Genomic DNA, 26,290 nt, shown 5'->3' on the forward strand with positions numbered 1-26,290 from the left:
TGGGGTATGCCTTCCTGTCTCAGACAAAAATGTTGAATCAGCCAAAGACATTCAATCCCCCGACATCGCGTGCGCATGCAACTCCACATCCTTCGTCCGCCGCGACCTGCGCGCAATCCGGTCGAAGAACAGATAAACCACCGGCGTCGTAAACAGCGTCAACACCTGCGACACAATCAGCCCGCCAACAATCGTGATTCCCAGCGGCCGCCTCAACTCACTTCCCGTGCCCGTACCCAACGCCAGCGGCAGCCCGCCCAGCAGCGCCGCCATCGTCGTCATCATGATCGGCCGAAACCGCAGCAGGCAAGCCTGATAGATCGCCTCCGTCGGCGTCATCCCCTGTTCGCGCTCGGCCTCCAGCGCAAAGTCGATCATCATAATCGCGTTCTTCTTCACAATCCCGATCAGCAGAATAATTCCGATCAGCGCAATCACACTCAGATCCACATGGAACAGTAGCAGCGCCAGAATCGCGCCAACGCCAGCAGAGGGCAGCGTCGAAAGAATCGTAATCGGATGGATATAGCTCTCGTACAAAACACCCAGCACGATATAAACCACGATCAGCGCCGCCAGGATCAGAATCGGCTCATTCGCAATCGAAGACTCAAAAGCCTTCGCCGAACCCTGGAACTCCCCCTTCACGCTCGGCGGCATATTCAGCTCTGCCTGGGCCTTGTTCACCGCATCCACCGCATCACCAATCGACTTGCCCGGCGCCAGATTGAACGAGATCGTCACAGCAGGGAACTGTCCCTGGTGATTGATCACAAGCGCTGTGGGCTTCTCTTCAAAGTGCGTAAACGTCGACAGCGGCACCTGCGTTCCGTTCGAACTCTTCACGTAAATGTTATCGAGCGCCGCCGGATTCCGCTGGTACTTCGGAGCCACCTCCAGCACCACATGATACTGGTTCTGCTGCGTAAAGATCGTCGAAACCTGCCGCTGCGCAAACGCGTCATCCAGCGTGTCGTCGATATTCTGCGGCGTAATCCCCAGTCGCGAAGCCGTATCACGATCGATCACCAGCTGCGCCTCAAGCCCGCTCATCTGCTGATCGCTCGCCACATCGCTCAAGATCGGAATCTGGTTGAGCTTCGCGACCAGCCTGCCGGTCCACATCGCCAGCTCGTCAACGTTCGCGTCCTCGAGCGAATATTGATACTGCGTCCGGCTAACGCGGTCTTCCACCGTCAGATCCTGCAGCGGTTGCAGGAAGCACTGAATCCCATCCACCGCTGCAACCTTCGGCTCTAGCCGTTGAATCACCTCGAGCGCAGTAGAGCTCCTCTGCTCCCGATCCTTCAAATTGATCTGAATACGCCCGCTGTTCAACGTCGAGTTCGTCCCATCGATCCCAATGAACGACGAAACGCTCTCAACATCTTTGTCCTGCAGAATAATCCTCGCCAGCGCCTGCTGCCGCGAGCTCATCGCGTTGAAGCTGATCGTCTGCGGAGCCTCCGTAATCCCCAGCAGCACCCCGGTATCCTGCACCGGGAAGAACCCCTTCGGCACAATCAAAAACAGATACACCGTAAGCGCAAACGTAGCCAGCGTCACCAGCAGCGTCATCGTCTGATGCCGCAGCACAAACCGCACACCCACCGCATACTTCGCAATCACATACTCGAAAAACTCTTCGCTCTTCTTGTAGAACGCATTCTGCTCGCTCTCCGGCGTATGCCGCAGCAGCTTCGCCGACATCATCGGAGTCAACGTCAACGAAACCAGTGCCGAGACCAGAATTGTAACCGCCAGCGTTACAGCAAACTCGCGAAACAGCCGACCCACAATATCGCCCATGAACAACAGTGGAATCAGCACCGCAATCAAGCTCACCGTCAACGAAACAATCGTGAACCCAATCTGTTCCGAACCCTTAAGCGCAGCCTCCAGCGGTGAGTCACCCTGCTCCAGAAACCGCGCAATGTTTTCGATCATCACAATCGCGTCATCCACCACAAACCCGGTAGAGATCGTCAACGCCATCAGCGACAGGTTATTCAGGCTGTACCCCAGCAGGTACATCACCCCAAACGTCCCGACAATCGACAGCGGTACCGCAACCGAAGGAATAATCGTCGCAGCAATCGACCGCAGGAACAGGAAGATCACCATCACCACCAGCCCGATGGTCAGCACCAGCGAGAACTGCACATCCTTCACCGAAGCCCGAATCGTATTCGTCCGATCCGTCAGCACCTGCAGCTGTACCGTCGCCGGCATCGTCGACCGCAGCTGCGGCAGAAGCTTCTGCACCTCATCCACCACGCCGATGATGTTCGCCCCCGGCTGCCGCTGGATGTTCACAATCACTGCCGGCCTCAACACCGCCTCGTGTGCCTGCTGCCCGCCCGTACCAGCCTGCGCCGCAGTCCCCATCCACGCTGCCTGAAACAGGTTCTCCGCACTGTCGACCGCATTCGCCACATCCGACAGCCGCACCGGCGACCCATTCCGATAAGCAACAATCACATGGTTATAAGCGTCACTCGAAGGCAGCTGATCGTTCGCGCCGATCGTATACGACTGGCTCGCCCCATTCAGGTTTCCCTTCGCCTGATCCACATTCGTCGTTCCGATCGCCGCACGAATATCCTCAAGGCTCAGCCCATAGTTAGCCAGCGCCGTTGGGTTCGCCTGAATCCGCACCGCCGGCTTCTGCCCACCATTGATCGACACCAAGCCCACGCCCGAAAGCTGCGAGATCTTCTGCGCGATCACCGTATCCGCCAGGTCCTCCACCTTCGCCAGCGGCAGCGTATCGCTGGTCAGCGCCAGCGTCATGATCGGCGCATCCGCAGGATTCACCTTGCTATACACCGGCGGATTTGGCAGGTCCTTCGGCAGATAGCTGAACGCCGCATTGATCGCCGCCTGCACATCCTGCTGCGCAATATCAATCGACTCCGCCAGATCGAACTGCAGCGTAATCACACTGCCGCCACCCGAACTCGACGACGTCATCTGGCTCAGCCCCGGTATCTGCCCAAACTGCCGCTCCAGTGGAGCCGTCACCGACGACGCCATCACCTCCGGGCTCGCCCCCGGATAAAACGTCTGCACCTGAATCGTCGGATAGTCTACCTGCGGCAGCGCCGACACCGGCAGCTGCTCATACGCGACAAACCCCGCAAGCAAAATGGCCACCATCAAAAGCGAGGTGGCCACAGGCCGAAGAATAAATGGCTTCGAAGGACTCACGAGGGCTGCCCCGCGTTGCTCGTCATACCCAGCTCAGCAGTCGTTCCATCTCCAGCCTTCGCCGGTACAGTCTTCGGAAACACCTTGCTTCCGTTCTTCAACTTCTCCTGCCCATCCACCACAATCTGGTCTCCTGGCTTCACGCCGCCGCTCAGGATCACCTGCGTCCCCTCGGTCAATTGCACGTTCACCGTCTGCGCCACAACATAAAAGTTCGTCTTGTTCTCCGGCAGCTCAATCGTCGGCCCATCCGCATCCTTCTTCGCTAACGGATCAGCCGGCGGCTGCCCCTGCTTCAGCAGATAGACGAAGTTCCCCTGCGTTCCCGTCTGCAGCGCCGAAGCTGGAATCACCACCGCATTCCTCTGCTCCTGCAGGATCAACCGAACATTCACAAACTGATTCGGAAACAGCGCCCCATCTTTATTTTCAAACACGGCCTTGGCCTTCACCGTTCCGGTCGTCGTATCAATCTGGTTATCGACCGTCAGCAGACTCCCACTCGCCAGATGTGTCGCAGCAGCCCTGTCATAAGCCTCCACCACCAGCTTGTCGCCCGCGCGCGTCTTCTTCAAAACCTGCGGCAGCTGATCCTCCGGCAACGTAAAGATCACAGCGATCGGCTGCAGCTGCGTCACCACCAGCAATCCATTTGTATCCGCTGCATGCACAATATTTCCGGCATCAACCTGCCGCAGCCCAACCACACCATTGATCGGCGAAAAAATCTTCGTATACCCCAGATTCACCTTCGCCGCCTCAATCGCCGCGCGGTCCGAGGCAATCGACCCCTCCGCCTGCCCCGCCGTAGAAGCCTGCGCCTGCTGGCTCTCCTTCGAAACCACACCAGCCGACAGCAGCGCCTCATACCGCGCCGCCTCCGCGCGAGCATTCACCGCGTTCGCCTGGTCCTTCACCAACTGCCCCTGCGCCTGTTCCAGCGCCGCCTGGTATGGCTTCGGATCGATCTCGGCCAACACCTGCCCTTGCCGCACCGCCTGCCCCTCACGTACCGGCACCTGCATCAACTGCCCATCCACACGCGACTTGATCGTCACCGTGTTGTACGCCGTCACCGTCCCCAGCGCCGTCAAAAAAATCGGCATCGTCTTCTGCTGCACCGACGAAACCTGTACCGGAGCCGGCCTGTCCGCCTGCGCCGCCATCATCATCTGGACGCCGGTCTGTTGTGCCGTGTTCCGGCGGATCTTCCACACCGCCGCCCCCACCACCGCCAGAATCACCAGCACCACAATCCACTTCCGCGCCGGCGACCCCTTCGGCTCCTCCGGAATCGGCTCTACCTGGCGCGTGTTCCTCTGCGGCTCATCCACCGCCGCCCCGTCGTGTCGTTCTCTCTCATTTACTTGCGTTGACAGCATGGAGGTGGTCTCTGCTCTCTCGGGAAAAATTCACTGCACGAACAAATGGAATACTGTGCCAGATATCTAAGAATAAATGATAATGACCTTGGTCATCCAAGCACCTTCATTCCGCTGCCGCCAGGCCGAATGACTGTGCAAGGAGATGCACCATATTCGAATATTGGGTTAGACGTACGAAAGGACACTTTTGCCTCAACAGGCCACTGAAATCGACACCGCAGCCCTCCCCGTCCTCTGCGTCGACCTCGACGGTACCCTCGTCAAGTCAGACACCCTGCACGACTCCGCCCTTGCCGTCGCCCGCCACCACCCCCTGGCCCTCCTCAACCTCCCCTCCTGGCTCCTCCAGGGCAAAGCCGCCCTCAAGCGCCACCTTGCCGCCACCGTCCAGCTCGACGTCGCCCATCTCCCCTACAACCGCGAACTCCTTCAATATCTTCAGCAGCAGCACTCCACCGGCCGCCCCATCTACCTCGCCACCGCAGCCGACGCCGACACCGCCCGCCGCGTCGCCGCCCACCTCGGCTTCTTCACCGGGGTTCTCGCCTCCGACGGCCAGCTCAACCTCGCCGGCAAAAACAAGCTCGCCGCCTTCCGCTCCCACTTTGGCGACAACTTCACCTACATCGGCAACGCCATGCCCGACCTCCCCCTCCTCGAAAGCTGCAGGGAGCCCATGGTCGCCAACCCCACCCCTGCCCTCCGCACCGCCCTCCGCAAAGCCGGCGTCACCCCCGCCCGCACCTTCGACGAGACCGTCTCCCCCCTCAAAGCCTGGCCCAAAGCCATCCGCCTCCATCAGTGGGCCAAAAACGTCCTCATCTTCCTGCCCCTCCTCCTCGCCCACGCCTGGGCCCCTGGCGTCCTCGCAGCAGCAGCAATCGCCTTTCTCAGCTTCGGCCTCTGCGCCTCCGCCACCTACATCGTCAACGACCTGCTCGACCTCGAAGCCGACCGCCAGCACCCCCGCAAGCGCCGCCGTCCCTTCGCCTCAGGCGACCTCTCCGCCCTCTCCGGCGTCATCGTAGTCATCCTCTTGCTGGCCGCCTCTCTCGTTCTGGCGCTGTCAGTGCCCCGTGTCATCGCCGCCCTGTCGCCTCAACTCGTCTCCCTCATTAAGCCGCATTACTTCCTCGAGTGGCTCGGCATCTACCTCGTCACCACACTCGCCTACTCGCTGCGCTTCAAGCGCTCCGTCCTGGTCGACGTCATCGTCCTCTCCGGCCTCTACACCATTCGCATCATCGCCGGCTCCGCTGCCTCGGGCGTGCCCGTATCCACCTGGCTCGGCAGCTTCAGCATCTTCTTCTTTCTCTCGCTCGCTTTGGTCAAACGCTTCGCCGAGCTCGAAAACCTCAGCGAGCGCGGCGGCTCCACCGTCGGAGGCCGCGGCTACCACGTCTCCGACATCGAGCAGCTTCGCAGCTTCGGCTCCGCTAGCGGCTTCGCCTCCGTCGTCGTCCTCACCCTCTACATTTCGACTCTCGATGCGGCTCAGCTCTACCAACACACCCGGCGACTCTGGCTTCTCGTTCCCGTCCTTATCCTTTGGATCATGCGTCTCTGGCTTCTGGCCTCTCGCGGTCAGCTCAACGAAGACCCCGTCGTCTACGCCATCACCGACCGCCGCAGCCTCCTCATGGGCGTCCTCGTAGCCCTCATCGTCCTCTCCGCCCTCTAGTAAAAACCTCGCTGCTGCTGCTGAGTGTTTTTTTTTCGTCATCCTGCGGACGATCGGGTGGGAATGTATAACCTTTCCCTGCCTGGCAGTCAAACACCGTCCAACGATCGTCCTCTCCGCTCTCTAGCGCCCATCCGCAAATGATCGGGTGCCCCATCCATCGCAGTCTCATCGCGATGGGTGGGAATGTATAACCTTCCCCAGCCCCGCTCTTGCCTTTGCTTGTCCTTTTTCTCTGTCATCCACGCGGACAACTTCGCAGAATGGCCACGTCCATCCGGTACAGCACCAGCTGCGTCCTGGTCCTCTGCGATACACTTAGGACGTAGAGAATTAATGAAGACGCGGGATATTCTGAGGCTGATTCACGAGGATGGCTGGTATCAGGTTGCCCAACGCGGCAGCCACCGTCAGTTCAAGCACCCGACCAAGCCGGGAAGAGTCACCATCGCGGTCATCCCTCAGAAGACATGGACGAAGGTACCCGCAAAAGCATCTTCAAGCAGGCAGGTATAAAGCTATGAAAGAGTACGCCGTCATCTTCGAGCAGACCGCCACCGGCTGGAGCGCCTACGTCCCCGACCTGCCCGGTCTCGGCGTCGCAGGCCCCACCTACGAAGCCACCGAGCAGCTCCTCCGCGAGGGCATCGTCTTCCACATCGAAGGCCTCCGCGCCGACGGCGACCCCATTCCCGAACCCACCACCCGCGTAGCCCGAATGCCCATCTCCGCCTGATCAAAATTCATGAACGAACCCATACCGCAACTCCCGTCCTACGACGAAGCCTCCCTCGACAACGCCTTCGCCACCCTCGCCGAAGAGGCCCGCACCACGGACACAACCGACCCCGAAGCCTTCCGCCTCCACTGGCTTGGCCGCAAACAAGGCCGCCTCAAGCTCATCACCGAAGCCTGGCTAAAATCCGCCCCACCCGAAGCCAAAAAAGCCCTTGGCATCCGCTTCAACCAGCTCAAGCAGCAGATCGAAGCCGCCCTCGACGCCCCCGCCGCAAAACCCACCACAGCAGTGCAGGGAATCGACATCACCCTCCCCGGCACCCTCCGCGCCCCCGGCATCCCCCACCCCCTCCTCAAGACCATGCACGAGATCGTCTCCGTCTTCCATCATCTCGGCTACAGCACCAACCTCGGCCCCCAGGTCGAGTCCGACTTCTACAACTTCGAAGCCCTCAACTTCCCCGAGAACCACCCAGCCCGCGACACACAAGACACACTAGTCATCGCCAACCAGCAATCCCGCCCCAGCCGCGACCGCCTCCTCATGCGCACCCACACCAGCCCTGTCCAGATCCGCACCATGATCGCGCAAGCCCCACCCATCCGCATCGTCATCCCCGGCAAGGTCCACCGCAACGACGCCGCCGACGCCACCCACTCCCCGATCTTCCATCAGATCGAAGGCCTCTGCGTCGACACCAACATCACGTTCTCGGATCTAAAAGGAACGTTAGACCACGCCATGAAGGCCCTCTTCGGCAGCGACGTAAAAACCCGCTTCTTCCCCAGCTTCTTCCCCTTCACCGAACCCAGCGCCGACGTCCAGATCTCCTGCATCTTCTGCGGTGGCAAAGGCTGTCGCAAGTGCAAACACTCCGGCTGGATCGAGCTCCTCGGCTGCGGCATGGTCGACCCCGCCGTCTTCGCCGCAGTCACTGCCGAGCGCCGAAAGATAAATCCCTCCGACGACGCCTACAACCCCGAAAAGATCACCGGCTTCGCCTTCGGCATGGGTGTCGAGCGCATCGCCATGATGCTCCACGGCGTCTCCGACATAGGCCACTTCTACTCCGGCGACATGCGCTTCCTCGAGCAATTTGCCTAACTCAATCCCGAGCAACGCGAGGGCCGCAGAGCCCGCGTCACCCAGACAAGGTAAACAAGTCACGAAGTGACCGCGCGCCGCGCAGGCGGCCTGTCCGGCAGGACCCGAAGCACTCGTCCTTACGAGTTCTTTACGCCGAACCAACGAAATCTTTACGCCATAACAATTTAGATAAGAAGATTGCTGCTTATGGGAGGCGGCAGTTCCCTCCATGCGCGAACGCCCCCGCCGCCTCATATTTTTGAATGCCGTCCTGATCGTCCTCTCCGCCGCCCCTTCGACAGCCCAGGATCAAATCCAGGATCATATCAACGCTTCCGCCCCCGCAGCCCCCGCAGCCTCAACTCCAGACGCCCCAAAGCCCTTCCTCGCCGGCCTCACCGACGCGTACAAGGAAGACTGGCACCCAACCCAGCCCGCAGTCCCGGACCCCGTTCGTCGCGGCTATCCAGCCCCGCTCGACTCCACGCCCTTCCCAAGCAGCGACTACAGCGTAGGCGGAACACCCGTCCTCGGTGCGCCCGACACCCAGACCTACCCCCTCATGCAGGCCATCAACCAGAATCGAACCCGCACAAAGATCTACGGCTGGCTAAACGGCGGCTTCAACGTCAGCACCTCCAACAAGGGCGACGGCGCAAACTCCCCCGCAGCTTACTACTACAATCCCAATCGCATCACGCCCGACCAGCAGGTCCTCTTCATCGAACGCCTGCCCGACACCGTCCAGACCGACCACATCGACTATGGCTTCCGCTTCGCCCAGCTCTGGGGGCAGGACTATCGCTACACCACCTCCAAGGGCATCCTCTCCCAGCAACTCCTCCTTCAAAATCACGAGTACGGCTACGACCCCGTCATGTTCTACTTCGACCTCTACATCCCGCACGTCGCCAAGGGCATGAACATCCGCATGGGCCGCTACATCTCCCTACCCGACATCGAGGCCCAACTTGCCCCCAACAACTACACCTACTCCCACTCCCTCCTCTACACCATCGACCCCTACACCCAGACCGGCATCGTCGCCTCCATCAAGCTCTCCGACCACTGGCTCATCCAGGCCGGCTTCTCCGGTGGCAACGACGTAGCCCCCTGGACCAAAGACGCAACCCCCACCGGCACCGCCTGCGTCGACTACACCTGGCACAAAGGCGGAGACGCCCTCTACACCTGCGCCAACTCCTTCAACAAAGGCAAGTACGCCTACAACAACCTCCAGGGCTACTACGAGACCTGGTACCACAAGATCAACGCCACCTGGCACACCGACACCGAGACCTGGTACATGTACCAGCGCGACGTGCCCAACATCGCCGGCAACGTAGCCAACCCCATCAAGCCCGAGATCGGCGCCAATGGAGCCTTCTGTTCCTTCGGCGAAAGAACCTGCTTCGCCCCCGAAGTGGCCATCGTCAACTACACGGAAAAAGAGTTCAATCACAAAAACTATCTCTCCATCCGCAACGAGTTCGTCGACGACATCAAAGGCCAGCGCACCGGCTACACCACCAAATACTCCGAGCACCTCATCAGCTACGGCCACTGGATCGGCAGCACCGTCCTCTTCCGCCCCGAGATTCGCCTAGAGCACTCCTACAACCTCCCCGCCTACGACCTGGGCACCAAAAAGACCCAGTTCATCGCCGCCGGCGACATCACCTACCACTTCTAGACCGCAGATCTTTGCCTTCCCCGGCGACCCCCGCGAGTGGGAGCGCACCAAATACGAGACCGGCCAACTAACCCCACTGGCCGCAACTCCTTGGCCTCGACCCCTGGTAGACGCGCATCAACGTCCTAAAATAGCCGTTCCAGCAGTTGCTGTTGCCTAGACCCACACAAATCATCGGGTGCCCCATCCATCGCAGCTTCATCGCGATGGGTGGAAGGAACGCCTCTTCCTAGCCAGTTCTTGTGGTTGCGGTTGCGGTTGCGGTTGCCGTTGCCGTTGTTGTTGTTGTTGTTGTTGTTGCTGTTGCCGTTGCATCTGCGGTGGTCGTTGTCGTGAAGTTGTTACGCCGTCATCCTGAGCGCAGCGAAGGATCCCGAAGAACCCTGACCGCCCCGACCGCTCGTCCCTTTCAACCCACCCTCTTCGCGCGTTGCCGTTGTCTGTTCTTTAGTCTCTATGCTGTCATCCTGATCTGCTTTGCAGCTGCCTTCTCACTCGAACCCTTGCTTCCCCGGACCTGAACGATTCAACCTACTCCGCACCCAGCCCAGCCCGCAAACTAACCAAATTCTGCGGATGCACCCGAATCACCCCACCACGCGGACTATCAATATCCGCAATCAAAAAGAACGCCACCGCCACCACCACCGGAAGCACCATGAACAGCCTCGGCTCCATCTGCCGAGCCCCATACCCCAGCAGCCCATTACAAAAAATCGCAATCGCAAACATCAGGCACCACGCCGCCACCGGAATCCGATTCCACCACGCAGCCTGCGTATACCCCTGCGAGTTCAGTACATCATTCATCCCACCCACCGCCAGCGCAATCACCGGCGAAGGCTGCGCCATCGCAGGCTTCCGAGCCGCCGCCCAAAGCTCCCCCTGCAACCGCGCCGTATCCAGATCGATCTGCCGAAGATCCCCCTGGTCCCGCGTCTTGTAAAACCGAATCCGCAGGTCCGTATACTGCCTCAGCAGCGCCCGCACCTCGGCACCCTCCGCCGCCGGTAGCAGATCCGCCCTCACATACTCAGTCCCAATCGCATTCGCCTCGGCCTCTTCATACGTCTTGCGCTGGTCGTAGCGCCCCGTCGCCATGGAAAAGCTGAACCCGATAATCAGCCCCAGCAACGTCAGAGTCGCGGCCAGCACCACGCCAAAGTCGGTCCGCAGCTCATCGGTCAAATCACGCCGCCGCTGGCTGATCCATCCACCCATCCACGCCGCGAACCACAAAAGAACAAATGCAGTTACAAATACCAGCAAAGGATAGTCCAAAGGATTCCTCACGCTCTACTCTCCAGAATCGTCCCTCCCTACGAACGTCTCTTCATAGCCGCACCGAAGAAACCAAACAGCAGATGCAGCACTGCCAGCGCCAGCGCCCCGAGAAACGCCGCCTTGAACGTCGTCACCGCAAACCCCGGCACAAACTTGCTCGAGAACCACAGAATCACCGCATTGATCACCAGAAAAAAGATTCCAAACGAGAGAATCCCCAGCGGCAGCGTAATGATCTTCAGCAGCAATCCCAGCGTTGCGTTGAACAACCCAATCACCACCACCGCAATCAGCGCCGACACAAAGTTATTTACGTCGAAACCCTGGACAAAGTGCGCCACCACCAGCAGCGCCACGGCATTCAAAACCCAATGTAGAAGCAAGCGAAGCATCGTCTATCCTCGTCCAAAAAAGATGTTCAAAAAATGTCCAGCGAAAGGTGCAGCGTAAAGTTGATACCGGAGTAGCGACCAGCATATCCGACGCCACCCGCCCACGCCACAAATTACTCTATCGAAAGCCGAAACTAACCCCGGCTGTCGCGCGCGAGCAGACTCACCGCCCCACCGGCGTCACTCCAATCGTCTTCATCCACACATCCACTAAATCCGGCCACCCCGTCACCGGCAGCATCGTCTGCCGCAGTCCATATCCATGCCCGCCCTCGGCATACACATGCAGCTCCGCCGGAACACCCACGCCCTTCAGCGCCAGAAAGTACTCCACCGCATTCTCCACGTGTACCGGATCATCCTCCGCCTGCACCAGAAACGTAGGCGGCGTGTCCTTCGTCACCGGAATATCCGCGCTGAACTTCATCCCATTCTCCGCATCCGCCAGATACCCCGGATATACCACCACCGCAAAGTCCGGCCTGCAACTCAACTCATCAGCCGCATCCACCTTTGCGTAGAGCCGCTTCTCATAGTGCGTACTCACCGCCGCCGCCAGATGCCCACCCGCCGAAAACCCCAGCACCCCAATCTTCTTCGCATCCACCTTCCACTCTGCCGCATGCTCCCGCACCAACCCCACCGCCCTCTGCGCATCCGCGAGCGCCTCGTCCGACTTCGGATAAGGCCCCGTCCCCGGCACCCGATACTTCAGCAGAAAGCACGCCACTCCCCGCGCCGTCAGCCAATCGCAGACCTCGGTCCCCTCGAGATCCATCGCCAGAATCTTGTACGCGCCCCCCGGAAGCACCACCACCCCAGCCCCATTGCCCGCCCCCTTCGCCGCATACACCGTCAGCGTAGGCACCGAAACATTCCCCACCCGCGCCACCCATCTCCCCGCAATCATCGGACTAGCCGCCGTCGAAGTCTCCGCCTCCGGCCCCGTCGTCGTATTAGGCCCAGGCGCCCCCTGCGGCCAAAGCGTCACCACCGCATGCTCCGGCCCTGCAGGCCAACTCGTAGACTGCGCCAGCGCCACGCCACAGAAAACCACCATCCCCAAACCCAAAAGAACTCGCCGCATCACAAATCCTCCCCGAACCACGCAGCCATCATCGCCACAAACCCCACCCGCCTCCGCCACAACTTCCGCACTCACTTCGCCCCGTGATGGTCGTAGCTGATCACCCTCGAAACTTTCCACGCTCCATCCTTGTACTGCCACAGGGTAATAAACTTCGCCTCACCCACCACCCCATGATCCTGCGTCCCAGGATGGTGAAAGCGATGCACCCCGATCTCCACCGCTCCATACCCATGCAGCGGATACACCTCCAGCGTCCCCGGCACCAGCTCCCGCGTCACCTTCCCGCAGATATTGTTTTTGATCGCATCTAGAAACACCTGCTTCCCCACCGCAAGCCCCGTCTTGTCGTGATAGAACTCCAGATCATCCGTCACTAGCGTGCCCAGCATGTCCAGGTTGCAGGTGTTGTAAGCGTCGAACAGTTCTTTATCCAGCATCGTAATCGCCCGCGTCAACTCCTCCTGGCTCTTCATGCTGTCCAAAGACTGAACCGCCTGCGCATGAGCTAAAACAAACGCGCCCGAAACCAAAAAGAGCGAAAGCAAAGCCGAAAGCCTCTTCATAAACATCCACCTCTCCTGAAATCGCAACACCCACCGCAGTACGCAATCAGCACACGGAATGTTCGTCCAAATCCCGCCCCGTCGCCTCTTTCGGTTTAGCGCTATCTTTCTAGCTGCAGCAAAGGAAAAGCCCCGCCAGAAGGCAGGGGCTTCACCAGAAGGCAATCGTTCTATGCGCGAAAGAACCTGCGCCGTGCTGCTCCAGCCATCCCAAGCAAGCCCGTTCCGAAAAGAACCAGCGTAGAAGGCTCCGGAGTCGGAGAAGGCGAGCTTAGATCGGTGATATCAAGGATGCCTGGGCCACCTGGGACAATCACGAGATTACCCACCACAACCCTGGTTTCAGTTAAGCTGAATTCCCCAAGAAGGAAGGTCGGATGTGCGTCGGTCCCCGTAAAGAGGGTTGGGCCCTGAAATGGAAGGTTGAGGTGACCTGGAGCGGAAATCTCAAGGAAGCCGGTATTACCGAATGAGACACCACCCGCGCCGGTCGAGCCGTCCGCTGTTACGCTTGTACCAAGTTGGAAAAAATTGGTGGTAGAGAAGATGGCAGTTGGTGACGAAGGCAACTGAAAGCTGAAAGAGTCGGCACTGCTGCCGGCTGACGGCGTAAATGTAAACTGGTACGTGTCGGCGTGGGAGACCATGGCGGGTCCAACCATGAGAGCGAGAAATGCGATCGAGCGAACAGCAAAACGCATCGTAACCTCCAGGGGTCACAAAATAGATTTTCCTGCATCCTGATCAGGGGCCGCGCTAACAATATCTGCACGACACGGGCCAATTGAGATTAAGCACAAACCCAACGATTCGCTCTCTTTCTAACCCATCGCAGATTTGACCATGCACCACGTTGCGCACAAGCTAGCACCGTGCGGTAATCATCCTTTCGCTTCGACCCGCGCTCGCTTGTCCCCGGGGAAACCCCCAGTCATCTGTTTGCCACCATTTAGACTGGAAACCGTCCATCATGAATATCCTCACCACCTGGCTCCGCCACTATCTCCCTGCACTCCCCATTGATGATCGGCAGTTAGCCGACGACCTGACCCTCCGCGGCATCGCAGTCGAAGGCGTCCACCCCCTCGGTCCCAACAACGGTCACCTCTTCGAGATGGACATCACCACCAACCGCGTCGACGCCATGAACCACTACGGCATCGCCCGCGAGGCCGCCACCATCTACAACCTGCCGCTGGCCGACCTCAACCCCAAACTCCCCATCGGCACACTCGTCGACGCACCCTTCTCCGTCCGTATCGCCCCCGAAGCCAAAGGCCTCTGCGGCCGTTTCACCGCCCAGGTCATCCGCAACGTCACCATCGCCCCCAGCTCGGCCCACGTCGCCGCCTACTTCACCCTCCTCGGTCAGAAACAGATCTCGAACGCCGTCGACGCCTCCAACTTCGTCCTCCTCGGCATGGGCCATCCCACCCACGCCTTCGACCTCGACCAGATCGAAGGAGGCATCGTCGTCCGCCTCGCACACAAAGGCGAAAAGTTAAAACTCCTCGACGGCACCGACCGCACCCTTGAAGCCGACGACCTCGTAGTAGCCGACGAAAAGAAGGCCCTCGCGCTGGCCGGAGTCATGGGCGGCTGGGACTCCATGATCACCCCCGAGACAAAAAACATCCTCGTCGAAGCCGCATGGTTCGATCCCGCCACTGTCCGCCGCAGCTCACGCCGCCACGGCCTCCACACCGACGCCTCCCACCGCTTCGAGCGCGGAGCAGACTTCAACGCCGCACCCATCGCCAACGCCCTCGTCACGCAAATCATCCTCGAGCACGGAGGCAAACCCGAAGGCGAACTCATCGACCTCCTCGACCCCGAGGTAGCCGCCCGCACCGCAAATCGTCCACCCATCGACCTCTCCGTCAAACAAGTCCAGCGCCACCTCGGCACCACCATCGACCCCCAGGGCATCACCTCCGAGATCGTCGCCCAGTACCTCACCTCGCTAGGCTGCGAGCTCCTCCTCCACGGTCTGCGTGACGATCAAGCCGTCTACTCCACCAAACTCCCAAGCTGGCGTCTCGACCTCGAGCGCGAGATCGACCTCATCGAAGAAGTCGCCCGCGTCTACGGCTACAACCGCTTCGCCAACACCCTCCCCGCACCCGGCGTAGTCCTCACCCAACCCAACCAAGCCAAAGAGACCGCCGTCCGCACCCGCCTCCTCGCCCTCGGCTTCAGCGAATCCATCTCCAGCACCTTCGCCTCTCAACAAGACTCCGACCTCTTCTACGCAACCGCGCGAGCACAAAATCCGGGTGCTAAAGAACCGGATGCCAATGAACCGGGTGCTCCATCCTTTGCAATCTCATCGCAAAGGGTGGGTTCTTCGCAAATCGGACAAAGTGCCTCAAATCCGAGTGCCCCATACGTGACAGCCTCACCGTCACGTGTGGGCCATCGCGACAGCGATCCGTCTTCTATTGGAGCGGCAATCGTCCCCATGGAGAACCCCCTCTCCGAAGAGGCCTCCCTCCTCCGCCCCTCACTCATCCCCGGCATGGTCACCATGCTCGCCCACAACCTCAACCGCGACGTCCGCGAGGTCCGCCTCTTCGAGCAGGGCCAAATCTTCACCGCCACCATCCGCGCCGACGCCAACTACATCTCCGACGTCCACGAGTCCCCCCAGCTCTCCTTCGGCCTCACCACCGCCGCGTCTCAACCCACGGCCCCACTCCAAATCGCCGCCGACGCTCCCTTCTTCGAACTCAAGGGCGCCATCGAATCCCTCCTCTCCCTCTTCGACCTGAACGCGGACAGTCAAAAAAATCCAGACAGTGGAAAGAATCCGTCATTTCGATCAGAGGCGGCAAGGGGCGCCTTTCCTCCCGACGTTCTAGCGTCGTCAAAAGAATCGTCATCTCGACCGGAGGCGGCGTTTTTGCCGCCGGAGCGGAGAGACCCCCGTATCTCGTCCGTACAGCCGCTTACCTTCTCGGCGGTCGCTCCAGCGTGGCTCCAGCCAGGCCGTAGCGCGACAGCACTGTTGAACAACCACCCCATCGCCCACTTCGGCGAGCTAGTCCACACGCAAAAAGAATCCCGCAAACTCCGCCAGCCCCTCTACCTCGCGCAGCTTGACCTCGCCGCCCTCTACGCGCTCCCCCTCAAAAAAATCACCGCCCACGATCTCTCCCGCTACCAGGCCGTCGAGCGCGATTTCTCCTTCGTCTTTCCCGACGCCACCCAATGGCAAACCGTCTCCGACGCCATCCACGCGCTGTCGATCTCCGAGCTGCAAAGCCTCAAACCAATAGAAGTCTGGCGCGACGCGAAGAAGTACCCCGGCGTCTACTCGCTCCTCCTCCGCACGGTCTTCCAGTCCAACGAACGCACCCTCCGCGAAGACGAGCTCACCGACTGGTGGACCCGCATCATAGCCGCCCTCACCGCGCTCGGAGGCACCATCCGCGACGGCGCAGAGAGCCCCGCCAAAACAAGCTGATCAACTGTCCTGCCGGACGGGCCCACTACGCGTGGAGCGGGAGTTCGCACGCCTTTTTAGAGCTTCGCGTGGTCCTCCGATGGTCGGAATCATCTTTCCTTGCGACCAACGGGAGCGCCAACCGAAGGGGTATACAAGTCACGAAGTGACCGCCGCCCGCGCAGGGCGCCCGTCCGGCAGGACAGTCTCTGCACCCAAAAAATAAATCCCAAAACCCTGTCACTTTTTTCGCCCCCGAAAACATGACGGCAAAGAACCACACTCAGCCACACAAATCACCACAACCGCACCACAAATTCACCACATCAAAACCACCCAAAATCTCAAAAACCCCCTGAAAAACCGCCACTCCACCACAAACAGAAAATAATCCGCAAAAAACCCGCACCCAAATAGATTCCACCCCGTTTTTCCCCAGCAAATATCCTCGTCTCCGCCGTCTATACTGAAATCAATATGAGCACCTCCACAATCAGCGTCGATGAATTTCAGGCCCTCGAACAAAAAGTCCTCCGCGCCGTAGAAGTCGTCAAGCGCGAACGCGAAGCCCGCGCCACCGCCGAAGCCGAAGTAGCCACCCTCCGCGCTCAGTTAGCCGAGCAGCAAACCCTCTCCACCATGGTCGAATCCGAGCTCACCACCCTCACCAAAGAGCGTGAAGCCGTCCGCCAGCGCGTCGAAAAGATGCTCCAGCAGATGGACGAACTCCTCTAACCCACCGCCAGGAGACCCGATGAACCAGACTCTCGAAGCTCAGACTCGCGAAGCCCCCCAGGCCACGCAATCACCCGCAGCCGAGCCCACGCAGAGCCAGTCCATCGCCGTCGAAATCTATGACCAGATCTATCACCTCCGCGGCACCGACCCCGTCTACATCGAGCGTCTCGCCGCCATGGTCGACGCCAAGATGCGTGCCGTCTCCGCCCACGGCAACACCGTCGACTCACTCCGCGTAGCCGTCCTCGCCGCCCTCAACATCGCCGACGAGCTCTGCTGCGCCCGCGACCGCAGCGACAACCTAGCCGGTAGCCTCCAATCCTCACAGCAGTCCGTCCGCTCCCGTGCCGGCAACCTATCCCACCTCCTCGACGAACTCCTAGAAGACCGCAAAGTCGGCTAGCCTCCAGGTCGAATCCTTCGCGAGCTCGAAAAGCCAGCTCTGGTCCGGCCCAGGCAGCACCCCCTCTTGCATTTTTCACTTGAGCGCAAGACCTTGGCCTGTAATGATCGGTGCGCCACCATCATCGTTCCGGAGCCCTTCGATGCGCCGATGCATCCTTCCTGCCACTATTCTCCTTGTTAGCTTCCTCTCTCTGCCTGTTCTGGGCGAACAACCCTCCGCAGACTACAAATCAAATCCAAAGTTCCAATCTGCGATCACCGAAGGCAAACAACTCGCGCAGCACCGGCAGCTCTCCTTCGCGCTTGACGCCTACAAAAAAGCCAACAAAATTGCAGACGGAAAAGACATCGATACCCTCAACGAAATCTTCGCCCTGCAGATCCAAACTGGCAGGTATAAGGATGCAGTCTCCTCTGCCTCTTCGCTTGAGTCCGCCGCAACCACGCCCGCGCTCAAGTCCCGAGCCGAGGTCAATCACGGCTACACCCTCTTTCTCCAGGCCGGTGACAAACACAAACCCGAACTCATGCACGCAGCAGACGTAGAGCTAAAGGCTGCTCTCGTCGACAATCCCCAAAACGCCAGCGCCTTTTATCTCGACGGCAAAATCCTCGCGTATCTCGGCAACATGGATGCGGCCCGCGACCAGTTCAAAGGCTGCCTCACTTGCATCAGCCCGAAGGACCCCAGTTATCTTCGCGCCCAGCATTTTGCCGACGACCCAGCTCTCGTCCTACACAAGATGGCCCCTGCCTTCGAGGTCACCGCGCTCGACGGTTCGAAGTTCAACCTCGACGCCATGGGCGGTCGCGTCGTCCTCATCGACTTCTGGGCCACATGGTGCGGCCCATGCAACGAGGAGCTTCCGCACGTCAAGAAGATAGCAAAAGAGTTCGCCGGACAGCCCTTGGTTATCATCAGCGTCAGCTGGGACTCCGACGAGACCAAGTGGAAGAACTTCATCAACAAGAACGAGATGACCTGGGTCCAGTACCGTGATGCCGATCACTCTCTCAGCAGAGAATTCGGCGTCGAATCCATCCCTCATTACTTCACCATCGACTCAGACGGCGTCCTCACTGCGGAGATGCTCGGCTCAGGCTCCGATGTAGAGGGAAAACTCAAAAAACTCATCGCCCGCGCGAAATCGGCTCCGCAGCCACAAACCGCAAGCCATTCGGGAAACTAGAGATAAGTGCTTTAGCAACGCCGTCGAGTTGCGAATCTCCCCACATCCCGATAGCATCCAAACTAAGAACGCCGGCCTGCAAAGCAGGTACGCGAACAACGCTGGTTGAACCAACATTCATTGAACAGGGGCCTGGCTCGTAGACATGGTTCGGTGTGCAGTCCTCCAGTCAGGAACGCCTAAAGAGCCACGGCAGGGTCCCGCCGTCTTAGGACGGGTTCACCAGCGCTTCGACGTACGGCCCAGTGGGTCGGTCTTCTTCTCTTGAAACCCGTCCCAGACGTACGCATTTAAAATGAAGCCACTATTTGGGGTTGCAAGCAGTCGTAATTGCCGCTGCCGTTGCCTGTCCTTTTGTTTGTCATCCCGTAGGGATCTGCGGTTGTCCTTGCATTGCGTGCTCTTCTAATCCGTATTCGCAACACCTCCTGAATTAGAACTTTGAGTTCGCCCAGAACGTGCACCCCTACCTCCTCCACTCCGGCCATCTCCTCCTCCCCACCTTCGGCGTCCTCGCCGCCCTTGGCCTCATGGCCGCGCTCTCTCTCAGCCTGCGCACCGCCGCCCTCGTCGGTCTTAACTCCGACAGCCTCTGGAACGCCGGCCTCTTCACCCTCCTCTCCGCCTTCGCACTCTCCCGCATCCTTCTGATCGCCACCAATCTCCACAACTTCCTCGCCTACCCCATCCTTCTACTCACCGTACCCTCCCTCACCTCCACCGGAATCCTCCTCACTCTTCTCGCCACCCTGCTCTATCTCCGCATCCGCAACCTCCCGCTCCTCGACACCCTCGACGCCTGGAGTCCCCCCGCCTCGCTCATCTGGGCCTTCCTCGCCCTCGGCCACTTCTCCGAAGGCAGCGACGCCGGCCTCCCCACCACCCTCTCCTGGGGCCTCCGCATCCCGCCTAGCCACACCCGCCTCCACGCCGTCGCACTCTACGCCGCCATCATCGCCGCAATCCTCACCCTGCTCCTCCTCCGTCAACTCAAACACCGCCGCCAACCCGGAGAAACCGTCGCCCTGGCCCTGGCCTCCGCAGGCACCCTCCAGTTCCTTCTAACCTTCTTCCGCCAGCCCTACCCCTACACCACCAGCACCCTCTACACCGCGCTCGACCCCATCCAATGGATCTCCCTCGGTATGATCGTTGTAGCAGTCGTCCTCGTACTGTTGCCAGGAAAGCTGGTCACCCATGCCGTCTAAGAACATGCTCCCCAAGGGCCAGCGCCGCCGCACCGTAAAACCCGAGTACCGCGCCACCCGCGGCGTAGAAGAGACTGCCGCGCCACCCGTCCCGGTCCTCGAATTCGACGAAGCCGAGGACTCCGATGCAGTCCGCACCTTCCTCGCCGACCCCGCCGCCGCCAACCTCCGCCTCGATCTCTACCTCGCCCAGGCCCTCCCCGACATCTCCCGCGCCCGCGTCCAGCTCCTCATCGAAGCTGGCCAGGTCCGCGTCGACGGCAACCCCGCCAAGCCCAAACAAAAGCTCCACGGCGGTGAATCCATCGAGATCGAAGGCTCGCCCCAGCCCGCACCCCTCCACGCCGTCCCCGAAGACATCCCCCTCCATATCCTCCACGAAGACAAGTACCTCGCCGTCATCAACAAGCCCGCCGGCATGATGGTCCACGCCGGAGCCGGCACCACGGACGACGCCCGCAACCGCGGCACCCTCGTCAACGCTCTCCTCTTCCACTTCGCCAAGCTCTCCGACGTCGGCGGCGACCTCCGCCCGGGCATCGTCCATCGCCTCGACAAGCTCACCAGCGGCCTCATCCTCGTCGCCAAAGACGACAGCACCCACCGCAAGTTAGGCGACATGTTCTCCCGCCGCCAGGTCACCAAAACCTACGTAGCCCTCCTCCACGGCCACATCAAAAAAGACGACACCACCGTCAACCTCCCCATCGCCCGCGACCTCATCCGCCGCACCCGCATGACCACTCGCCGCGCCGATGGCCGCACCGCCGTCTCCCACTTCCACGTCCTCGAACGTCTTGCCACCCCCTACGTCCCGTTCACCTTGGTCGAGGTCCGCATCGAAACCGGCCGCACCCACCAGATCCGCGTCCACGCCCAATCCCTCGGCCATCCCGTCGTCGGCGACACGCTCTACGGAGCACCGCACCTCATCCCCGGCCTAGCCCCCGCCCTCAACCTCGAGCGAAACTTCCTCCACGCCGCGCATCTCTCCTTCACCCACCCGCAGACCGGTAAACCGATGGATCTCGCCGCACCCCTCCCTGTCGAACTAGAGACGTTTTTGCAAGCAATTCGCACCAATTCGTCCACAATTGAGTAGAATCATCCGAGTGACCGCCCCCAACCGAATGAACCACGCCTCAAGGGTTAAACTCCCCGTGTTTTTACGATCCGCCCTGCTCCTCCTCCTCCTCGCCGCCCCGTCTCTCCATGCGCAGACTACGCTGACTCAAAGGCCCAACTGGCTACACCGCCTCTTCGTCTCCTCCAGCGACTCCGCCGCCCCATCCTCCGCTGAAGTCGCCCAGTCTGCGACCACACCAGCACCCGCATCAACACCAGCACCCTCATCCACACCAGCGCCCGCATCCACATCGGTGCCAGCGTCAGCGACACCAACCCCGGCAGCCCAGAGTCCGCAGCCGCCCCCCTCTTCGCTCCAGCCCGCGGCGACTGCAACCCAGACTCCCGCGACCCAAACCCCCGCAACCACAACGCCAACCCAGACCCCAGGTCAGGCCACCCCACCCGCTGCCGACACCCCCCAGGACCAGCCCGTCGAGACCCTCAGGGTTCAGGTCAACGAAGTCAATCTCATCTTCACCGTTACCGACAAGCACGGAAAGTTCATCACAGGCCTCAAGCGCGAAAACTTCGGCCTCCTCGACGACGGCCGTCCTCCCACCGCCGTCCTCCGCTTCACCCAGCAAACCAATCTCCCCCTGCGCGTCGGCATCATGCTCGACACCTCAAGCTCCATCCGCCAGCGCTTTCAGTTCGAGCAGGACTCCGCCATTGAGTTCCTCCTCCAGATCCTGCACCTCAACGACCGCGCCTTCGTCGAGGGCTTCGACATCGAAACCGACGTCGCCCAGGACTTCACCAACAACGTCGATCTCCTCAACCAGGGCATCCGCAAGCTCCGCCCCGGCGGCGGTACCGCCCTCTTCGACGCCCTCTACAAGACCTGCAAAGACCAGATGCTCCCGCTGCAAGAGACCGGAGCCGTCCGCCGCGCCCTCATCCTCGTCTCCGACGGCGACGACAACTACTCCCGCGTCCAGGAATCCGACGCCATCAAGATGTGCCAGCGCGCCGACACCATCGTCTACACCATCAGCACCAACATCAGCCCCAGCAAAGACAAGGGCGACGACGTCCTCAAAGCCATCTCCGACGCCACCGGCGGCCAGGCCTTCTACCCCACCAAGCTCGAAGACGTAGCCATCGGTTTCCGCAACATCGAAGAGGAGCTGCGCAGCCAGTACCACCTCGTCTACCGCCCCGCCGATCTCCGCATGGACGGCTCCTTCCGCACTATCTACCTCCAGGCCAACGACCCCCGCTTCAAGGTCCGCGCCCAGAAGGGCTACTTCTCCCCCCGCCCACCCCAATAGGCCTTCTCACCGCAGACCCAAACCGTCGCCGTCGCGGTTGCCTTTGTCCTATCTCACTCTCTCCACGAAAAGTGCGTCATCTCGACCGAAGCAGCTCACAGTCTCATCGGGAGCTGCGCAGTGGAGAGACCCCCGCATTTGTCTTTGCTGTTGCCCGTTCTGCAATAGCTAAAAAGCCGGAAGACTTGCGCGCCCACCCCAACAAGCAAATAATAGTGCACCGGGGAGAACTCCCCACCGAAATCCGGGTCCAATCAATCAGGGAGACATCCATGAAACTGCGTCCCGTCCTATTCACTCTCGCCCTCTTTACCGCAGTGGCTATCGCGCAACCACCCGGCCCGCCACCCGCCGGTCCACCGCCCCCGCCGCTCGACCTCCACGGCGCGCTCATGAACCTCGCCGACCAGCCCGCCACCCACACCTCCTTCAGCTTCGACCGCAGCATGATTCAGATCGCGCAGAATCTCCTCGAGTCCAACGGCCTCGACGCCAACCGCGCTCCCGCCGCCCTCACCGGCATCTCGATCGACAACTACCGTTATCCCCGCCCGGCCTTCTACACCCCTGAGGCCATGGACGCCATCATCGCCTCCTACAACGCCGCCGGCTGGAAGCATCTCGTCAACGCCAACCAGAACTCCGCCAACACCGCCCAGCCCCGCAACACTGTCACCGATCTCTGGCTCCACTTCGCCGGCGCGGACATCACCGGAGTCACCGTCATCAACCGCTCTGCGCGCGATATGAGCGTCATCCAGATCGCGTGCGAGCTTCGTCCACTCGACCTCGTCCATCTCAGTGGACACTTCGGCATCCCCAGGGTCGACCCTGGAGCCGTAATGGTCCCCGCGCCCCCAGGCCGCTAAGTCACTTCGTGACGTGTTTACCCCTTCGGTTGGCACTCCCGTTGGTCGCGAAGAAAGATCTTGTGCCGACCATCGGGAGGCCTGGGGCGAAGCCGGTATACAAGTCACGAAGTGAACGCCCCACGCGCAGTGGGCCCGTCCGGCAGGACAGTCCCCGGACAGCATAGGTTATCTTGGGTTTAGCGAACACCCATGCCCACCCGCCCCCACCTGGCCGTACTCCTTGACGACTTCCGTCGCTTCGGCCACCAGACAGCCATCGTCCAGTACACCGGCAACCGCCGCAAGGCGACCACCTACGAACAGATCGCAACCCGAGCCGGACGCTTCGCCGCACTCCTGGCCTCCCACAACCTCCAGCCGGGCGACCGCCTCATCCTCTGGGCGCAGAACAGCGCCGAGTGGGTCGCCGCCTTCTACGGCTGTATCCTGCGCGGAGTCATAGCCGTCCCACTCGACGCCTACGGCACCCCCGACTTCGCTGCCCGCGTAGCGGCAGACGTAAAGCCACCCCTCATAGTCGGCGACGCCACCCTTCTCCAAACCCTGAACAACGACTTCCCACGTCTCGCCTTCGAAGACTGGCCCACCACGCTACCAACCAACCAAGCCCCTCCCATCCCCACCCTCACCCACGACACACCCCTCCAGATACTCTTCACCTCCGGCACCACCGGCGACCCCAAAGGCATCGTCCACACCCACGGCAACATCCTCGCCAGCTTCGAACCCATCCGCCACGCCGCCCAGCCCTACCTCTGCTACGAGCGCATCGTCCACCCCCTGCGCTTCCTCCACACCCTCCCCCTCAGCCACGTCTTCGGCCAGATGATGGGTCTCTGGGTCCCCTCCATCTTCGCCGCCGAGGTTCACTTCGAATCCCGCCTCACCGCCCCGCGCCTCATCGAAACCATCCACCGCGAACGCATCTCCGTCCTCGCCGGAGTTCCCCGAGTCCTCGCCCTCCTCAAAACCCACCTGGAAACCGAACACCCAAACCTGACTCAGCGCATCGAAGCCGCCCAAGGCATCTCCGCGTTCAAACGTTGGGTCCGCTTCCGCGACATCCACTCCCTCTTCGGCTTCAAATACTGGGCCTTCGTCACCGGCGGCGGCGCCCTCCCCGCACCCATCGAGCAGTTCTGGAACGCCCTCGGCTTCGTCCTCGTCCAGGGCTACGGCATGACCGAGACCTCCGCCCTCATCACCCTCAACCACCCCTTCAAGGTCGCTCGCGGCACCATGGGCAAGCCCCTCCCCGGTCGCGACGTCAAAATCCAGCCCGACGGCGAAGTCCTCGTCCGCGGCCCCATGATCTCCCCCGCCACCTGGTCCGGCGGCGCCCTCCAACCCCGCACCGGCGAGTGGCTCGCCACCGGCGACCTCGCCGAAGCCCAGCCCACCGGCGAGCTCCGCTTCCTCGGCCGCAAGAGCGAGACCATCGTCACCGCCACCGGCGTCAACCTCCACCCCGAAGACCTCGAAGCCGCCTTCGAGCCAGAGCCCGAGGTCACAGCCTGCGCCGTAGTCCCCATCGACACCCCCACCGGCCCCGAACCCTGCGCTATCCTCGCCCTCCGCGCCGCACCCGACCACGCCCCCGCCATTCTGCAACGTGCCAACACCCGCCTCGCCGAGTTCCAGCGCATTCGCCGCCAGGCCGTCTGGCCCGAGCCCGACCTTCCCCGCACCTCCACCGGCAAGATCAAACGCGCAGCCGTAGCCAATTGGCTGGCCAGCAGGGAAGCCAACAACGGAAGAGCCGCTGCCGCAGCTGGTACCGACTGGCTCCTAACCCTCATCACTCAAATCACCGGCGAAGGCCTACCCACCGAGCCGTCCCAAAATCCCGTAGCCAAAGATCAAGACCTCCGCCTGGCCGAAGACCTCCGCCTCGACAGCCTCGGCCGCATACAGCTCCAAGAGGCGCTCGAAGACAAGCTCGGCATAGCGTTTCCTCAAGAGCAATACGACAAGGTAGAGACGCTCATCGAGCTACGCCAACTCATAGCGAACTCTGGCAACAGAGGGGTCTCCGAAGATCAATCGCTCCCGCATCCGGAACACCCCGAATTCGCTGAAACCGCCGACCTCACCGCGCAAACAAAAAGGCCACAGGCGACCCAACAGCACGGAACCCAAATCCCGCCAGGGGCAACACAATATATCTATCCTCACTGGCCCTGGCTGTCACTCATCCGCTGGATTCGTGCCGTCTTCATCGAGTGCGTAGAGCAACCGCTTGTCTGGCTGCTGGCTGCGCCCCGCGTCGCCTTTCCCTCTCCGGGGACAACAGAAACAATCAAAACAACCGAACCCCTCCTGATCATCGCCAACCACGTCACCGCCTACGATCTCCCCCTCCTCCTCTACGCCCTCCCGCGCCCCATCCGCCGCCGCACCGCCGTCGCCATGTCCGGCGAGATGCTCGAAGACTTCCGCCACGCCCGCAACCAGCAGCCCCTTTGGCTCAACCCCCTCGGCCCACCCACCTGGCTCCTCCTCACCGCGCTCTTCAACGTCTTTCCCCTCCCCCGCCTGCGCGACTTCCAGCGCAGCTTCGCCCACGCCGGCAACGCCCTCGACCACGGCTTCCACGTCGTCGTCTTCCCCGAAGGCACCCGCTCCCCCGAAGGCACCCTCGCCCCCTTCCGACCCGGAATCGGCCTCCTTGTAAAGCAATCCCAGACGGCAGTCCTGCCCATGGCCCTCCAGGGCTTAGGCGAACTCAAGACCCGCCGCCGCCCATGGTTCCGCTCCGGCACCCTCCAGATCCATATGGGTCAACCCATCCGCTTCACCCCAGACGCCACCGAAGCCGCCATCACCGCCCGCCTCCACGCCGAGGTAGAAACGCTCCTCGCAAAAAATCAACTATAAGGTTGTCGCTCCGTCAGAGAGGACTGGTCGAAG

Annotated in this window: 21 protein-coding genes and 1 other RNA gene; 15 read left to right on the plus strand and 7 right to left on the minus strand. The window is 61.1% G+C overall.

What is annotated here, in order from left to right; genetic code table 11:
• Positions 1–51: 51 nt before the first annotated feature.
• Together HDF10_RS06575 and HDF10_RS06580 are read right to left on the minus strand one after the other, a co-directional pair.
• On the minus strand, positions 52–3,210 hold the full coding sequence (locus HDF10_RS06575) for a multidrug efflux RND transporter permease subunit (RefSeq protein WP_183811799.1): 3,159 nt from the start codon (positions 3,208–3,210) through the stop codon (positions 52–54).
• Positions 3,207–4,592, minus strand: coding sequence for an efflux RND transporter periplasmic adaptor subunit (locus HDF10_RS06580; protein WP_183811801.1), 1,386 nt, complete (start codon positions 4,590–4,592; stop codon positions 3,207–3,209). Before HDF10_RS06580 ends, HDF10_RS06575 begins: the two co-directional genes overlap by 4 nt.
• A 190-nt stretch (positions 4,593–4,782) precedes the next feature.
• Here HDF10_RS06580 and HDF10_RS06585 point away from each other — a divergent pair, with 190 nt between their 5' ends.
• The 5 genes from HDF10_RS06585 to HDF10_RS06605 all read left to right on the plus strand — a co-directional run bounded on the left by HDF10_RS06585 (position 4,783) and on the right by HDF10_RS06605 (position 9,794).
• A complete protein-coding gene (locus tag HDF10_RS06585) occupies positions 4,783–6,276 on the plus strand; it encodes a UbiA family prenyltransferase (RefSeq protein ID WP_183811803.1) in 1,494 nt (497 codons plus the stop codon).
• Positions 6,277–6,612: 336 nt separating this feature from the next.
• Positions 6,613–6,792, plus strand: a complete 180-nt coding sequence (locus HDF10_RS06590) for a type II toxin-antitoxin system HicA family toxin (protein WP_221271529.1) — start codon at positions 6,613–6,615, stop codon at positions 6,790–6,792.
• A 4-nt stretch (positions 6,793–6,796) separates the two neighbouring features.
• The gene (locus HDF10_RS06595) at positions 6,797–7,012 is read left to right on the plus strand and encodes a type II toxin-antitoxin system HicB family antitoxin (RefSeq protein ID WP_183811805.1); all 216 of its coding nucleotides are present in this window, start codon (positions 6,797–6,799) and stop codon (positions 7,010–7,012) included.
• 9 nt (positions 7,013–7,021) lie between these two features.
• A complete protein-coding gene (gene pheS / locus HDF10_RS06600; RefSeq protein ID WP_183811807.1) occupies positions 7,022–8,119 on the plus strand; it encodes a phenylalanine--tRNA ligase subunit alpha in 1,098 nt (365 codons plus the stop codon).
• Between the two features lie 211 nt (positions 8,120–8,330).
• Positions 8,331–9,794, plus strand: a complete 1,464-nt coding sequence (locus HDF10_RS06605) for an outer membrane beta-barrel protein (RefSeq protein ID WP_183811809.1) — start codon at positions 8,331–8,333, stop codon at positions 9,792–9,794.
• A gap of 531 nt (positions 9,795–10,325) precedes the next feature.
• Here the strand turns inward: HDF10_RS06605 and HDF10_RS06610 are convergent.
• The 5 genes from HDF10_RS06610 to HDF10_RS06630 all read right to left on the minus strand — a co-directional run bounded on the left by HDF10_RS06610 (position 10,326) and on the right by HDF10_RS06630 (position 13,824).
• Positions 10,326–11,087, minus strand: a complete 762-nt coding sequence (locus HDF10_RS06610; RefSeq protein WP_183811811.1) for a bestrophin-like domain — start codon at positions 11,085–11,087, stop codon at positions 10,326–10,328.
• 26 nt (positions 11,088–11,113) lie between these two features.
• Positions 11,114–11,470 (minus strand): phage holin family protein, encoded by a 357-nt coding sequence (locus HDF10_RS06615; RefSeq protein ID WP_183811813.1) that lies wholly within the window; start codon positions 11,468–11,470, stop codon positions 11,114–11,116.
• Between the two features lie 163 nt (positions 11,471–11,633).
• The gene (locus HDF10_RS06620; RefSeq protein WP_311732685.1) at positions 11,634–12,632 is read right to left on the minus strand and encodes an alpha/beta hydrolase; all 999 of its coding nucleotides are present in this window, start codon (positions 12,630–12,632) and stop codon (positions 11,634–11,636) included.
• The gene (locus tag HDF10_RS06625; RefSeq protein WP_183811815.1) at positions 12,629–13,123 is read right to left on the minus strand and encodes a nuclear transport factor 2 family protein; all 495 of its coding nucleotides are present in this window, start codon (positions 13,121–13,123) and stop codon (positions 12,629–12,631) included. Before HDF10_RS06625 ends, HDF10_RS06620 begins: the two co-directional genes overlap by 4 nt.
• Positions 13,124–13,293: 170 nt before the next feature.
• Positions 13,294–13,824: a PEP-CTERM sorting domain-containing protein gene (locus tag HDF10_RS06630; protein ID WP_183811817.1), complete on the minus strand. Its 531-nt coding sequence runs from the start codon at positions 13,822–13,824 to the stop codon at positions 13,294–13,296.
• Positions 13,825–14,093: 269 nt separating this feature from the next.
• Between HDF10_RS06630 and HDF10_RS06635 the strand changes: the two genes are divergently transcribed.
• The 10 genes from HDF10_RS06635 (at position 14,094) to HDF10_RS06675 (ending at position 26,257) form a co-directional block, all read left to right on the plus strand.
• Positions 14,094–16,589, plus strand: coding sequence for a phenylalanine--tRNA ligase subunit beta (locus HDF10_RS06635; protein WP_183811819.1), 2,496 nt, complete (start codon positions 14,094–14,096; stop codon positions 16,587–16,589).
• A gap of 456 nt (positions 16,590–17,045) precedes the next feature.
• On the plus strand, positions 17,046–17,303 hold the full coding sequence (locus HDF10_RS06640) for a hypothetical protein (protein WP_183811821.1): 258 nt from the start codon (positions 17,046–17,048) through the stop codon (positions 17,301–17,303).
• Between the two features lie 19 nt (positions 17,304–17,322).
• The gene (locus HDF10_RS06645; RefSeq protein WP_183811822.1) at positions 17,323–17,709 is read left to right on the plus strand and encodes a cell division protein ZapA; all 387 of its coding nucleotides are present in this window, start codon (positions 17,323–17,325) and stop codon (positions 17,707–17,709) included.
• Between the two features lie 142 nt (positions 17,710–17,851).
• Positions 17,852–18,901, plus strand: a complete 1,050-nt coding sequence (locus tag HDF10_RS06650) for a TlpA disulfide reductase family protein (protein ID WP_183811823.1) — start codon at positions 17,852–17,854, stop codon at positions 18,899–18,901.
• 70 nt (positions 18,902–18,971) lie between these two features.
• A non-coding RNA gene (gene ssrS / locus HDF10_RS21575) (6S RNA) lies at positions 18,972–19,157 on the plus strand.
• Between the two features lie 202 nt (positions 19,158–19,359).
• A complete protein-coding gene (locus HDF10_RS06655) occupies positions 19,360–20,109 on the plus strand; it encodes a prolipoprotein diacylglyceryl transferase family protein (RefSeq protein ID WP_183811824.1) in 750 nt (249 codons plus the stop codon).
• Positions 20,099–21,211, plus strand: coding sequence for an RluA family pseudouridine synthase (locus HDF10_RS06660; protein WP_183811825.1), 1,113 nt, complete (start codon positions 20,099–20,101; stop codon positions 21,209–21,211). The genes HDF10_RS06655 and HDF10_RS06660 overlap by 11 nt, the downstream gene beginning before the upstream one ends.
• 10 nt (positions 21,212–21,221) lie before the next feature.
• A complete protein-coding gene (locus HDF10_RS20865) occupies positions 21,222–22,508 on the plus strand; it encodes a VWA domain-containing protein (RefSeq protein ID WP_311732686.1) in 1,287 nt (428 codons plus the stop codon).
• A 272-nt stretch (positions 22,509–22,780) separates the two neighbouring features.
• Positions 22,781–23,377, plus strand: coding sequence for a hypothetical protein (locus HDF10_RS06670; protein WP_183811826.1), 597 nt, complete (start codon positions 22,781–22,783; stop codon positions 23,375–23,377).
• Positions 23,378–23,569: 192 nt separating this feature from the next.
• The gene (locus tag HDF10_RS06675) at positions 23,570–26,257 is read left to right on the plus strand and encodes an AMP-binding protein (RefSeq protein WP_183811827.1); all 2,688 of its coding nucleotides are present in this window, start codon (positions 23,570–23,572) and stop codon (positions 26,255–26,257) included.
• Positions 26,258–26,290 lie beyond the last annotated feature (33 nt).

Source organism: Tunturiibacter empetritectus (assembly GCF_014201375.1).
GTDB classification, from domain to species: Bacteria; Acidobacteriota; Terriglobia; order Terriglobales; family Acidobacteriaceae; genus Edaphobacter; species Edaphobacter lichenicola_D.

Bases quoted from the DNA above. Each gene is read 5' to 3' on its own strand.
- HDF10_RS06670 (WP_183811826.1), top strand. From the start codon at position 22,781: ATGAAACTGCGTCCCGTCCTATTCACTCTCGCCCTCTTTACCGCAGTG.
- HDF10_RS06595 (WP_183811805.1), top strand. From the start codon at position 6,797: ATGAAAGAGTACGCCGTCATCTTCGAGCAGACCGCCACCGGCTGGAGC.
- HDF10_RS06645 (WP_183811822.1), top strand. From the start codon at position 17,323: ATGAACCAGACTCTCGAAGCTCAGACTCGCGAAGCCCCCCAGGCCACG.
- HDF10_RS06625 (WP_183811815.1), bottom strand. From the start codon at position 13,123: ATGAAGAGGCTTTCGGCTTTGCTTTCGCTCTTTTTGGTTTCGGGCGCG.
- HDF10_RS06615 (WP_183811813.1), bottom strand. From the start codon at position 11,470: ATGCTTCGCTTGCTTCTACATTGGGTTTTGAATGCCGTGGCGCTGCTG.
- HDF10_RS06605 (WP_183811809.1), top strand. From the start codon at position 8,331: ATGCGCGAACGCCCCCGCCGCCTCATATTTTTGAATGCCGTCCTGATC.
- HDF10_RS06590 (WP_221271529.1), top strand. From the start codon at position 6,613: ATGAAGACGCGGGATATTCTGAGGCTGATTCACGAGGATGGCTGGTAT.
- HDF10_RS06630 (WP_183811817.1), bottom strand. From the start codon at position 13,824: ATGCGTTTTGCTGTTCGCTCGATCGCATTTCTCGCTCTCATGGTTGGA.
- HDF10_RS06635 (WP_183811819.1), top strand. From the start codon at position 14,094: ATGAATATCCTCACCACCTGGCTCCGCCACTATCTCCCTGCACTCCCC.
- HDF10_RS06660 (WP_183811825.1), top strand. From the start codon at position 20,099: ATGCCGTCTAAGAACATGCTCCCCAAGGGCCAGCGCCGCCGCACCGTA.
- HDF10_RS06675 (WP_183811827.1), top strand. From the start codon at position 23,570: ATGCCCACCCGCCCCCACCTGGCCGTACTCCTTGACGACTTCCGTCGC.
- HDF10_RS06580 (WP_183811801.1), bottom strand. From the start codon at position 4,592: ATGCTGTCAACGCAAGTAAATGAGAGAGAACGACACGACGGGGCGGCG.
- HDF10_RS06640 (WP_183811821.1), top strand. From the start codon at position 17,046: ATGAGCACCTCCACAATCAGCGTCGATGAATTTCAGGCCCTCGAACAA.
- pheS (WP_183811807.1), top strand. From the start codon at position 7,022: ATGAACGAACCCATACCGCAACTCCCGTCCTACGACGAAGCCTCCCTC.
- HDF10_RS06650 (WP_183811823.1), top strand. From the start codon at position 17,852: ATGCGCCGATGCATCCTTCCTGCCACTATTCTCCTTGTTAGCTTCCTC.